10 protein-coding genes and 2 tRNA genes are annotated in these 13074 nt (G+C 45.2%); 4 read left to right on the top strand and 8 right to left on the bottom strand.

Annotated elements, in window-relative coordinates:
* Positions 1–166: 166 nt before the first annotated feature.
* Both mutY and FLM48_RS05885 read left to right on the top strand, forming a co-directional pair.
* Complete coding sequence (gene mutY / locus FLM48_RS05890; protein WP_179024015.1) at positions 167–1222, top strand: A/G-specific adenine glycosylase; 1056 nt, start codon at positions 167–169, stop codon at positions 1220–1222.
* Positions 1223–1224: 2 nt separating this feature from the next.
* Positions 1225–1503: an oxidative damage protection protein gene (locus tag FLM48_RS05885; protein ID WP_028772602.1), complete on the top strand. Its 279-nt coding sequence runs from the start codon at positions 1225–1227 to the stop codon at positions 1501–1503.
* 31 nt (positions 1504–1534) lie between these two features.
* Here FLM48_RS05885 and FLM48_RS05880 read toward each other — a convergent pair whose 3' ends face one another.
* The gene (locus FLM48_RS05880) at positions 1535–2110 is read right to left on the bottom strand and encodes a YceI family protein (protein WP_179024014.1); all 576 of its coding nucleotides are present in this window, start codon (positions 2108–2110) and stop codon (positions 1535–1537) included.
* Positions 2107–2658 carry a cytochrome b gene (locus tag FLM48_RS05875; protein WP_179024013.1) on the bottom strand — a complete coding sequence of 184 codons (552 nt, stop codon included), beginning with the start codon at positions 2656–2658 and terminating at the stop codon, positions 2107–2109. Before FLM48_RS05875 ends, FLM48_RS05880 begins: the two co-directional genes overlap by 4 nt.
* A 355-nt stretch (positions 2659–3013) precedes the next feature.
* Here FLM48_RS05875 and FLM48_RS05870 point away from each other — a divergent pair.
* A tRNA-Phe gene (locus FLM48_RS05870) sits at positions 3014–3089 on the top strand.
* Positions 3090–3095: 6 nt separating this feature from the next.
* Positions 3096–3171, top strand: a tRNA-Thr gene (locus tag FLM48_RS05865).
* Positions 3172–3416: 245 nt separating this feature from the next.
* On the opposite strand, the gene nagP is transcribed toward FLM48_RS05865, so the two are convergent.
* The 6 genes from nagP to FLM48_RS05835 all read right to left on the bottom strand — a co-directional run bounded on the left by nagP (position 3417) and on the right by FLM48_RS05835 (position 12206).
* Positions 3417–4718 carry an N-acetylglucosamine MFS transporter NagP gene (gene nagP, locus FLM48_RS05860; RefSeq protein ID WP_372847452.1) on the bottom strand — a complete coding sequence of 434 codons (1302 nt, stop codon included), beginning with the start codon at positions 4716–4718 and terminating at the stop codon, positions 3417–3419.
* Between the two features lie 235 nt (positions 4719–4953).
* Positions 4954–6090 carry a transmembrane glucosamine N-acetyltransferase NagX gene (gene nagX, locus FLM48_RS05855; protein ID WP_179024011.1) on the bottom strand — a complete coding sequence of 379 codons (1137 nt, stop codon included), beginning with the start codon at positions 6088–6090 and terminating at the stop codon, positions 4954–4956.
* 75 nt (positions 6091–6165) lie between these two features.
* Positions 6166–7296 (bottom strand): N-acetylglucosamine-6-phosphate deacetylase, encoded by a 1131-nt coding sequence (gene nagA / locus FLM48_RS05850; RefSeq protein ID WP_179024010.1) that lies wholly within the window; start codon positions 7294–7296, stop codon positions 6166–6168.
* A 66-nt stretch (positions 7297–7362) separates the two neighbouring features.
* The gene (nagB-II, locus tag FLM48_RS05845; RefSeq protein ID WP_179024009.1) at positions 7363–8361 is read right to left on the bottom strand and encodes a glucosamine-6-phosphate deaminase NagB-II; all 999 of its coding nucleotides are present in this window, start codon (positions 8359–8361) and stop codon (positions 7363–7365) included.
* Between the two features lie 67 nt (positions 8362–8428).
* Positions 8429–9331, bottom strand: a complete 903-nt coding sequence (nagK, locus tag FLM48_RS05840) for an N-acetylglucosamine kinase (protein ID WP_028772595.1) — start codon at positions 9329–9331, stop codon at positions 8429–8431.
* A gap of 226 nt (positions 9332–9557) precedes the next feature.
* On the bottom strand, positions 9558–12206 hold the full coding sequence (locus FLM48_RS05835; protein WP_179024008.1) for a family 20 glycosylhydrolase: 2649 nt from the start codon (positions 12204–12206) through the stop codon (positions 9558–9560).
* Positions 12207–13074: the final 868 nt, after the last annotated feature.

The raw sequence follows: 13074 nt of genomic DNA, 5'->3' as shown, positions 1-13074 counted from the left end.
TGACAGTAGAATAATTTTCAAAGAGCAGGCATTATCCAAAGTTAACTGGACAGTGCAACCCTTATTGTTGCCAAAGTATACCAAGAATACAAAAAGGTGCGAATTAGCCTATCACTAAATGTTAATATTTGTTGTGATGGCTATAAGGCATGGTTACACTGGCGCCATGACAACAAAAAGCTTTAGCCAACGTGTCGTCAGTTGGTACAACGACCACGGACGTAAACACCTTCCTTGGCAACAACAAAAAACACCCTATAAAGTCTGGATATCTGAGATCATGCTGCAGCAAACCCAAGTGGCTACGGTGATCCCTTACTACGAACGATTTTTAGCCCGGTTTACCACCATTACCGAGTTGGCCAACGCTGAGCAAGATGAAGTGCTGCATTATTGGACAGGGCTTGGCTATTACGCCAGGGCCCGCAACCTACATAAAGCTGCACAAATCATGCGAGATGAGTATCAGGGACAATTCCCTGAGGAGTTTGAGCAAGTATTGGCACTACCGGGGATCGGTCGTTCGACAGCAGGCGCGGTGTTATCATTATCTTTAGGGCAACACCATCCTATTTTAGATGGTAATGTGAAGCGTGTTTTAGCAAGGCATGGCGCGATTGCAGGCTGGCCCGGAACCAAATCAGTCGAAAACAGGTTGTGGCAGCAAACAGAGCTGTACACGCCAAAAACTGACATACAAAAGTATAACCAAGCAATGATGGATTTAGGCGCCAGTATTTGCAGTAGAAGCAAACCACAATGCGCTCACTGTCCAGTGGCGGTAGATTGCCAGGCGCAGCTATCTGGCAAACAAACTGACTACCCAGGTAAGAAGCCCAAAAAACAGATCCCAGCTAAATCAGCATATATGCTCGCCATTATAGATGAGCAACAAACAATGATGATAAAACGCCCTGCAGCGGGAATTTGGGGCGGCCTATGGTGTTTCCCCCAGTTTAACAGCCTAGATGAACTCCGAACTTACGCAAAGACACATCAGCTTGATTTACGCGCTGAAGAGATAACAGCCTTTAGGCATACCTTTAGCCACTTTCATCTTGATATTAGCGCTTACGTTGCTTTTAGCAGCCAGAGTCACAATCAGATCATGGAACCTGACCTCGCGGTCTGGTATAACATAGCCACACCACCTAAAGTTGGCCTCGCCGCCGCTACCGAGCGAATCTTGGCCAGTTTAGGAACCGTATCAACTAAGGAGTAATCATGGCTCGCACAGTAAATTGCCAATATCTTAAAAAAGAGGCAGATGGCCTAGCATTTCAGCTATATCCCGGTGAGCTTGGTAAACGTATATTTGACAATATCAGCCAAGAAGCTTGGACACTATGGCAATCTAAGCAAACAATGCTTATCAATGAGCACAAACTCAATATGATGAATGTAGATGATAGGAAGTATCTCGAAGAGCAGATGGTTAACTTCTTATTTGAAGGCAAAGAAGTCGAAATTGAAGGCTATGTGCCACAAAAAGACGAAGAATAATAAAAGGCGCCCAACGGCGCCTTTTTTAGTTTTACTGCTTAATACCTTCAACCACTAACGATAGTTGTACATGGCTAGATGCCGGGCCCAAATCCATTTTGATATCATAATCTTTAAGGGCAAACTCGGTCTCACCAATAAAGCCAGCACGATATCCCCCCCACGGGTCTTGACCTTCACCAATCATTGTCGCATCAATGGCCACCGGCTTAGTCACGCCATTTAAGGTTAAGTTGCCATTGAGGACAAACTGACCATCACCTTTATCAACCGCAGATGTTGACTCGAACGTCGCTTGTGGGAATTTGCTGGTATTGAGAAAATCCGCGCCCCTGAGGTGCTTATCACGTTCAGCATGGTTTGAATCTATGCTGGCAGTATTAATTTTCACGCTAACCTTTGAGCTTGCAACCGCCTTAGCATCAAAACTGAAGTTTCCTTCAAATTCATTAAAGCGGCCAACCACAAAGCTATAGCCTAAATGGTTTACTTTAAATTGAATCGAGGCATGCGCTCCTTGCGTATCGATAACGTAGTCAGCAGCAAGGGCTTGAGATGATGCCATTAACGCTGTTGCAGCAATCATGCTATAAAGTGATTTTTTCATCGATTTTCCTTAGGTTTGATGATGTTTAAAAGTGTTTGGTCTTTGTCGATAAATTGATGCTTTAGCGCACCCAACATATGGACAACGACTAGGGCAATTAAGGTATACGCTAAGTATTGGTGAACTAAACCCGCTAAGTCAGCTTGGTTGTCAAATAACGCGCCAAGGCTGGGAACAGCAAAAAGGTCAAATACATTGATCCCGCGGCCATCAGCGGTGGAAATGAGATAACCTGAAACCAAAATCAACAACAACAGTGCGTACAAAGCCCCATGGGTCCAATGTGCGACTCGCCTCTCCCACAGCTTATGGCCGCCATTAACCGGCTTGGGGTTAACTCGGCGCCAAAACAACCTAAAGACCGTCACCAGTAGCAAGAGTACCCCCACCGCTTTATGTATCTCAGGTGCAGTTTTGTACCAGCTGCTGTAATAGGTTAAGTCCACCATCCAAAATCCGACAGCAAATAAGCCTAGAATGGTTATTGCGCTTAGCCAGTGCAGTAAGATGCTAATCAGGCCATAGCCGTGTTTATTATTCCGAAACATAATATCTTTCTCTGTAAAACATACATAAAAGCATATAGCGGTGTTCGCTGATAAAAAACTGTTAATATTCGCCAATTCCTTTCTATTTTTTAGAAAGGTTAGCTTTCTCACCATAATGAGTGGATTTCTCTTAGCTTACTTTGTAACCCTAAAGCGCCTCACCGCGTGCATTTTGATGTGTTATCAATCAGCAATGAAACAAAATTACAGCAGTTTGCACATTTACTAGCCAAGCGATAAAAATTATTAAAAAAGCACTTGCAGGAAAAATATCATCGCTATATTATACGCGCACTCCAAACGAGACGGGTCACAAACACCCAGTTTGAAGTAGTTAATTAACGCTTAGTTAATTGCCCGAATAGCTCAGTCGGTAGAGCAGAGGATTGAAAATCCTCGTGTCCCTGGTTCGATTCCGGGTTCGGGCACCACTATTAGCCGGCATAGCTCAGTTGGTAGAGCAACTGACTTGTAATCAGTAGGTCCCGAGTTCGACTCTTGGTGCCGGCACCATATAAAGAATAGCCACTCAATTGAGTGGCTTTTTTTTGCCTCAATTTCAACGCTATTCATTTTAGCTCTGCTGTTACAAACAGCCACCTCCCCCGTTAGATTTCAAACACATTCCTCTAGCCTTCGCTAACTTACTTCAAACACCGCTATTGTCCGTGCCGACAAACTGCTTATTAGCGGTAACAGCTGCGCTATCGCCACAAAAAAAGGAGCCCTAGGCTCCTTTTTTATTCACACTGAAATGCTTACTTCCAGCTTTTCATCTTATAGCCTTTGACCGCATAAAATAAGATGAACATATAACACGGCAACATTACTGCGTAGCCGCCTTGCATACCCAGTGAAGTACCAGAGCTTAGTCCCCAGAACAAAGGACCAAACGCCCCACCAGCAATCCCCATAACCAACAATGCAGAACCTGTACTGGTTAGCTTACCAAGACCTGATAACGCTAGCGGCCAAACCGCTGGCCATACAATCGCGTTCGCTAGACCTAAGAATGCAATCATCAGTAAGGTATCAGGTAACATCGCACCGCCCAATGGCACTAACACAGCATTGGCGATAGCGTAAGAGTTGTTGTCGCCAAACAAAATACCTACAGTAAGCACAATACCTAAGATAGCGGAAATCATCAGCGCTTTAGGCTGAGAGATGAACCTTGGAATTGTGAGAATACCTAAGGTGTAACCTACAACCATGCACACCATGGTATAAGATGTCATTACACCGTAATTCTCAACCCCCAAAGATAAAGCGAATGTACCAATGGTATCGCCTGCTATCACTTCTACTGCCACATAGAAAAACAATGCCACTACACCAAGCGCAAGATTGGGGTGAGATAAGGCTTCACGAGTATGACCTTTATTGGACTCGGCGGGCTCTTCATCGCTTTCTAATTCTGGTAGTGGTGACTTTTTCACTAAGATAGCGAGAAGACCAATAAACAGTGCCATACCTAAGTAAGGCACCACTAGGCTATTGGCCATTTCATCAATTTGTACCGCGGTTAACTCGGTGCCAACTCGATCTTTAAACGAATCAAGGATCAAAGCAGTAAATACTAACGGTGCAATAACACCTGCGCCCTTATTTAAGATACCCATCACGCTGACACGTGCTGCCGCAGATTCTTCGGGGCCAAGGCGAACAACATAGGGGTTAACCGCCGTTTGCAGCAATGTTTGCCCTGCGCCCATGACCAACTGCGCAAATAAGAACAATGCGAAAATTTGTGTTTTTGCCGCCGGGATAAACAGCAAACCAGCGAGCATCATAATGCCCATACCCAGTGCCATACCGGATTTATAACCGACTTTTCTAATCACCCATGCTGAAGGTAATGCGGTAAATGTCACTGCGATATAAAAAGAGAATAAAATAAGTGAGGCTTGGAACGGGGTAAGTTGCAGGATTTGCTTTAGGTACGGCATTAACGAACCGTTCAACCAAGTTGCAAAACCAAGAATAAAAAACAGCCCAGCGACGATCGCCATCGGGATCACGCTGCTGCGTTTATTTTCATTATTTATTGTCATTTCCATAAGCCTACTTTCTTATAGTAATTAATATATTGATATCTATGGCACTGATATCGGCTTTATTTATTTTGGCCAAATCCGTAGGGAGGAAAGGCAAAATTGATTATTAATCTTGTTGATTGTTTCACTGATGTTAAAACATAAAACCCAAAAAGACAACGCTGTCATTTTGGGTTTTAAACAAAATATCACTAACTTGGTAACACAAAAAATCAAATTCAATTTAACCATCAAAGGCTTAAACCTTGATGAAAATACCGCGTTTGTACATCCAGTACAATAGTAGCCACTGCACCAACAACAGCGCTACAGTTGCCGCTAACGCTTGAACTGAGGTTGGTAGAGCCGAGATAAAGCCACCAAATAGACTCGTCGCTGTGTAGCTCCAATCTACTAAGCTCGACGCCAAGTAAATAATAATGGCATTACAACCAATCACCACGAAAGGAAATGCCAATTTAGACCATTTAAGCACGTCGACCAAAGCATAAAACAAGGCTAATAGGATCAGGCTCCACCCCGTTGTAACTAATACAAAACTGCTGGTCCACAGCTCTTTATTTACCGGAATGATAAAATCGGCCAACCAGCCTAGTGCCAAGGTAACCCCACCGGCTAAGGCCAAAATAGCCACTTTAGCCCATTCGCCCTTTGGATGCGCTTTAACGATAAAGTGACCAGTGAATACCCCCGCCAATGCATTAATCACCGCAGGCAGCGTTGACAGTATTCCTTCAGGATCCATAGGGCGATTTTGATAGCTGACTCCCGGCAGTAAATGGGTATCAACGTAGGCATTGATTGAACCAGCCAGCGTTAGATCTCCTGCGCTACCTCCAGGCACTGGCAGCCATAACTGCATTGCCGCATATCCAAATAACATGGCTGCAGCCACAATCAGTTGAGTGCGTAAACTAGTATGCCAAACCAACATCGCAGCAAAGAACCATGCAAATGCAATGCGGCCAAGTACACTGGCATAACGTACTTCATCGGCCGCTGCTGGCATACCGCCGCCCCAACCGTGATTATAAAGCACCCCAAAAAACAGTAGTAATGCCAAACGCTTAATAGCATGTTTGTACAGCGGTAGACGCTGCGCCATCGGCATTTTGTCTAATCGCTTAGGCGATAAGCCCAGTGCCACACCAGAGAGAAATATAAATAGAGGAAAAATCAAATCATAGAAAGTGAAGCCATGCCATGCACTATGATGCATTTGTGCGTCAGCTATTTTCCATCCTTGCCAACCGGTCCAAGCTAGCAACCCCACAAACAAGGCCTCGCCACCTAAAATCCAGAACATGTCAAAACCGCGCAGCGCGTCTAAAGACATTAAACGCAACTTGGGTTTCTTGGTTTGGCTCACTTCCATATATCCAACCTCTATTATTATGATTGTATAGATACAAAAAAGCCCAAAGCTAACGCTTTAGGCTGAGTGTTCGGGTTATTTTTGAAAAACGATTTTACCGCCAATATAAGTTTGCTCAACTTGACGCTGCTGATTGAGCAGCACCATGTCTGCTTGACTACCCACCTTCAGTAACCCGCGCTGCTGATGACCAATAAACTCAGCAGGATATAGCGCCGCCATCCTCAGTGCTTCCTCAAATGGCAGGCCTAACATATTAACCGTGTTATTCACCGCACCAATCATATCAAGCACACAGCCAGCGAGCTCACCCGTGACGGCATTAAGCTTATCGCCTTGGCGAACAACTTCGATACCAAATAGCTCGAAAGTGGCGTTTTCAGGCATGCCCACAGGCGGCATGGCATCAGTGACTAGCATCACTTTGCCTTGTGGCTTTGCCGCAATCGCCACCTTGGCGGCAGCTGGGTGCACATGGTGACCATCAACGATAAGCCCACACCAGGCATCTTGGCTTTCAATTGCGGCGCCCACCATGCCAGGGTCTCGTGAACTTAATGGTGACATCGCATTATAAAGATGAGTAAAGCCTGTAGCACCGGCTTCTAACGCCGCTACAACCGTATCATAATCGGCATTTGAGTGTCCCAAACACACACGTACATCTGCCGCAACTAGGGCTTTTATCACATCGACTGACACATTTTCCGGCGCTAAGGTCACCACTTTGGTGCCGAGATCATCTCGACTAAAAATCGCAAGTTCTGCATCGGAAATACGGCGAATGTGTGATTGAGGGTGAACGCCCTTTTTAGGAATGGATAAGTGCGGCCCTTCAAAATGTACGCCTAACACCCCTGCACTGCCTTTCGCCACAGCTTGCGCTACTGCATCGGCAGCATGCTGCATCACTTCAACATTGTCGGTAATGAGCGTCGGCAAATAGCCGGTCGTGCCGTACTGAGCATGGGCTTGGCCAATTGCTTCAATACCTGCGACAGTGCAGTCAGTGTTTAATAAAATCCCACCGCCACCATTGACCTGAACATCAATAAAACCAGGTACGAGAGTCCCTGGCAACTGGGTTTCTACGGCGCCTTTAACAGTATCTAATGCGACAATCTGGCCATCTTCTACACTAATAGGTAGTTGTTGATGAAAGCGCTCGCCATCGAACACCTGCTCTGCAATAAATGTCTGTTTCATAAGTTGTTTCCTAAAGCGTTATAAATGCGTACTAGCTATAATCCGATATAAAGTGAATGTGAGTTATTAGCATGTTTTCATCACCTTACTTAGCCCTTCTGGCTCATCGGGGTTAGCCCCCAACTGGGTCGATATTTTGGCTATATCAATATAAAAGCGTTGCAATAGTGCTAGCGGTGCTACCCGAGGATGTACGCCAGTTAACACTTGATTAAGGTGTACTAAAGGTGTTTCACATTGCAGCAGATGTTCCAGCTGTTCTAAATGATTGAGATAAGATTCATCACTAATACATACATCAATCACTTTTATATCTTGCGCAACAAGCGCTGCGCAGCCATGGCGAAACTCGGCACTACTAACAGCTTCAGCATGTATCGCACAAACCTCTTTAAGTTTGAGCGCGACTTCTTTAGCCACAGCAAACCCTAACCCTCTGCCAAGTACCACTAAATTAGTTACCCCCTGCAACTGCTCTACTCGCAAGTTAGCAGGCGCGTGGGTTGCCTCCTGCAAAATGGTAGGCAGCGATGCTACAGCGGCAGTCAGCTCCTGATTACCTGTCCAACTACTGGTTAATTGCAATAACCCGGTTAATGTTGCCAACAAGCTTTTGGTTGCAGTCACCCCCTGTTCCTGACCAATGTGCAGAGGAATGATATCGTCAACAAGATGCTTTAGTGGGCCTTCCACTTCGCTTGTTAAAGCAACGCTATAGGCGCCTGCATTACGAGCCATTTCTGCTTGTGCAATAATGTCAGGGCTTTGGCCAGAGTGCGAAATGATCAACACCATCGCTCCTTCAAGAGCCAGTGTTTTACCATACACGCTTGCAACCGAGGGCGCTGCTGAAAAAGTGGCAACACCCGCTTCAATTTCAATTAAATACTTTGCGAACACCGCGGCATTGTCGGAAGATCCTCGACCAACGAGCATCACAAATTTAGGTGCATATTGGCGTACTTTGCTGCCAATGGCTGCGATAAGTGAGCGGTTATCCTCAATCTGCTTAGCGATATAATGGCTGGCGCTTTTAGTATCAGCTTCCATTAATGTGTCTGTCATTCTGACGGCCATTCCTGTGTCAGCATTAGCAAAGCGGCCTGATAGAATCTATCAAGCCGCTAGTCAATCAGTTCATTTTTTTATCGAAGCTCTGCCTAGCAAAATAGGTAGCACCTAGCTCCGGTGGCGCGAGTGTGGGGGATAACTTAGCCACCACATCTTTATCCAGCCACGGCGCTAATGGCTCAGCCAAGCCTCCAATCATTGAAAACCTTGGCGGGTTAACTTCAAACAGTTTGCGGGCCAGTTCACTGATGTACTGCGCACCTTCTTTAACAATATTTTGTGCCACTTCATCTTTTTCGTGGGCACAAGTCAGCACAGTTCGCGCTAGCTTGGCGTAGCTGCTTGATGACTGGCCAGCAAGATGCTCAACGATGCCCATGGCATCGTGGACTTTAAAATGCGCGAGTAACTGTTCAGTTAACGCTGTTTTTTGTGCAAAACCATCTAAATGCAGTAATACTTGCTCAGCGGCTTTTAAACCTAACCATGCGCCACTGCCTTTATCGCCAAGGGCAAAACCATGACCACCAAGACATACCTGTTTACCAGCGACATGGGCATAGCCACATGAACCTGTTCCGGTAATAATCACTGCACCTTCGCCACCGCGGTGAGCACCAATGCAGGCTGTGTGCAAATCAGTCGTGACAAACATGTCCGCAAAAGGATGAGACCAATTGACAATGTCTTGATAAAGGCGCGGTACATTAACTCCCGCAAGCCCTAAGCCCGCGATAAGGCCTTTACTTTCTGTTGGGCTCATTCCGGCATCTTTCAACGCTAGTTCGGTAGACATTTGAATCGATTCAAAGGTTTGAGACAAGCCATGCAAAGGGTTGGCACGTCCAGCAACACCTGTACCTATTACGCCATCTTCGTTTGAATAGATCGTTGCTCGGCACTTGCTGCCGCCACCATCAATACCTATAAACAACGGTTTCTCCTTTGTCTGGTTCACACTCATGACAGACCTCTTCAACAGTTTTATTATTCAAAGCAAAGAGATAGTCGTCACTTTTGCTCTGCCTACTGACTAAGTTAACCCTATGTTACAACATAAATGACAGCGTTGTCATTTACTTTTTTAACCACAATCCATAATTATTACTTTCGGTCAAAACATAGGGAATACGCGGCTTGTAGCGTAACCACACCAATAATTCAGCGTGGTTACGCTCGTTAACACCCTGTTAATTCACAACAAGTGTTCTACCTTTACGTTGATTATCTGCAGCAATTGCACGAACCTCGACTTGGCCTGTCACCGCAACCGGCGCGGTGAACTTTTGCCAGTCTCCACCATTAGCACGATATTCAATACTCAAGCCAGGGTAGATAATGTTGGTATACAGCATGCCTTGTTCGATTTTAGCGCCCACGGTAGGAACGCGGTAGTCGATACCAGCAAGATCGAGTTTAACCAACTCTTTTTGGCCCAACGTATTGGCTAACTCGCCCCACTGTTTACTTTGAGCAGCTCGCATTTCATTGGTAAATGTACCCGTTTGCTGGTTATATACAGCGCCTTCATAGTTGTAGGGCACTTCCCAACTCGCTTTGTGCCAAGCTCTTTCAGCAAGCACTAATAGACGTGGGTAAATCATATACTCAACTAGCTCGTCACTGCGCAGTGTTTCACTCCAGATCTGACCTTGCAGACCCGCAAACTTAACACCTTGTTTGAGAGGGCCTGAAACAAGCTTACCTTGGTCATCTTTAGTGACTCGATCGTCAGCCTCAAATGGCTTACCTTCAATGTCTGTCCATTGCTCTGCGTTGGCAGGTAAATTATCCGGCATGAAGCTGTGCAAAGTTCTCTCATCGGTGCCGCGGCTTGCCCAATAGTAGCCATGCTCTTTCGGATCATTCACATAAGGAAAGTCAAAGTACAGTACCTCAGGATTACCTAACACCGCATCCCAACCTAGGTTAGCTTGCTGATGGGCCCGTTTATGACCACCATGGGCGACAACATCCCAAATATTACTTTGGTTGTTTTTGGCCATTTTTTCAGGTCGAGTGTGGCTCATTCCATCGCTCCACCCCGCAGCCAAAATGCCTTTACTTGCAATCAGATTAGATAGACGCTCAATAAAATAAGCACCCAGCTCATCAACGGATGTGACTCCTTGATCGTTGTTGGCGATAAAAGCTTTACACAAAGGTGACTCTAACCAAGCACCTGCCGTTTCATCGGCGCCAATATGATAGATTTTTAGCGGCTGTCCAGCTTGCTCATGCAAGTTGGCGATTTCATCAATGACTTTATCAACAAAGTGGAAGCTAGACTCCATACAAACGTTAATGGTGTTGTCATCATAATACTGGACAGAAGAGTAAACTGTGGTATCTAGCGGGTCGGTCAATCGATACTCATTGGCTTGTTGCTCAAGCCCTTGTGCCATCAGTTTACGGTAACGTGCTTCCATAGAAATAATGGCCGCACGTGAGTGCCCAGGCATATCCATTGAAGGAATGACTTCGATTTGCCTTGCTCCGGCATATTGCAAAATCTCAATATAATCTGCTTTGCTATAGTAGCCATTGACTTGCGTATCTGTGCTAGGTCCACTTCCAAGCTGGGGTAGTAGGCAATTATTCTCAGCAAGATCATGACAGCGCTGACCACCAATATCTGTTAGCTCTGGTAAGCCTTCAATCTCTAAACGCCAGCCTTCATCATCTGCCATATGCAAATGCAACTTGTTAAGCTTGTATGCGGCCATCTGATCGAGCAGATCTAAGATGAATGCTTTGCTATGAAAGTTACGCGCTACGTCAACATGCATGCCGCGGAAATCATAACGCGGGGCATCAACCACTTTCATCGCATTAACTTTCTTAGATTTCACATCCACTAAGCTAGTTAGCGAGGCTAAGCCATAAGAGAAACCCGCATCGCTATTAGCGTTAATGACGATTCTATCTGCACCAATAGTTAACTCGTAAGCGCCCTCGCCGGTAATCGTCTTATCGAGTTCCAGCAAAGTCGGTAAACCACTATTGCTTTGGGCGACACCGATACGTGCTAGGCGGTTCAATGCCGCATCAACACTACTGGCTTTAACACCATTTAATATCACCTTGATACCGGCATTAAGATCGACCGCTTGATCTGTTGAGCTTACAACTTGACTTAAAGGGGTTGGAATAATCGCATCAACCACTTGTGCGCTGTCATGTTCAATCGTTTGATTGGCGGCAAAAAGCACATCACTTTTAGCCCACTGTAGTTGGTCACTCTTGCTGCGCTTGTAATGATTTAGTTCATCGTCAAAGTCGACAACATAAGGGCGTACTTCCATGCCCGTTTCACTATCAATACTTACTTGGGTACTTTTAATCACTGCCGGGCTTAACTCGCCAGCAGTAATGTAATAATTAGGCATGGCATCGATTTCTGACAGCTGCCACGACTGACCGATAAAATCGATAGTGACCTTTTCACCGGCCTTAAAACCAGCAAACTGTTCAGTAGGGGTAATTTTATGCAAATCGCCCTTGACTCGCTCTATGGCAAATTGTTGCGAAAGAACCTGTTGCACTGGGCGCATTTGGCTGAAATAAATCGACCAAGTATTGTCATCAAAATCAGCTGCAGGGGTTAACTCAATTTGTGCGGCAAAACAGCGCTCACCCGCACCATCACCACTGCATTGCTCAGGAAAGTTGGATAGTAGACGATATTTGACATCCAATGTCGCGCTTAGTTGATTTAGCTGACTTTGAGTTAGCCCTGCTTGCACTTCTACAGCTGGGGCCGCCTGGCTAGTCCTTTCTGCACATCCGGTTGCAGTCATCATCAAACCGACTGCGACCGCTACTAACTTCTTTTTCATCTCTACCCTCTCAACGTGTTTAATAAGCCACTGACAATTCAGTGTACTTTCACTGGAGCCCTTGGTTTCCCCCTGACACTCCCACCAATACCTAACACGCTGATGGGGCGCAGTCCTATCTATGCCAGTGGCCAAAATAAGTTTGCTAATATTGTCTTTGTATTTATCACTTAGCAACCACGCGATAATGCTGCGTAGCTTTACCTTAAAACATTTACGGCAAATTTTATGGTAACCACCCTGCTTTGGCATGGCAGTTATCGGTAATTTATTGACGGGAGTATAACAAGTTACTAGCTATTAAGAGGTAATGATATGGCTCAGATGAAAGCTAAATTGCCAACGTTGATATACTTTGCTAATGGCAAGAAATGGCTTTATTTTCATTTGCAGCACCTCTTTTAAGCGCTCTAATTATAAAGCAAGAGTTATAGTAATTGTTTTGCCGCCAGCAGGTAAAAATGTACCTAATAAGGCCTTAGTATTTCTAAGAAAAAATAGCTAGGTGTTTTATCAAATACTGATTGGATAAACCACCTAGCCAACTCTAGTTTCTGGGGAGAGACTATTTAGAAATAACAAACACAAATGCATAAATTTTCGTTATACAGATGCCAAACACATGAAGTAGGAGACCTCTTCCTAAACCATGTAGACCTTACAAGACAAACGAGTCACACAAGCAAATGACAACGCTGTCATTTACAAACATACACAAGCCCGAACAGAATTTCTACATATTTTTGACAAATTTGAGCATGTTTTTTTAGTTGAGCGACCCAATAGCGCTCCAATCCCCTTTGCAGCCTAGCTTTGCGAGAATCGCACCCATTAACAAAATAATGACAACGCTGTCAATTATTGCTAA

Source organism: Shewanella sp. Scap07 (genome assembly GCF_013394145.1).
Lineage (GTDB): Bacteria > Pseudomonadota > Gammaproteobacteria > Enterobacterales > Shewanellaceae > Shewanella > Shewanella waksmanii.
Note: the sequence above shows the minus strand (reverse complement) of the source record. Positions and strands in the feature narration are given on the sequence as shown.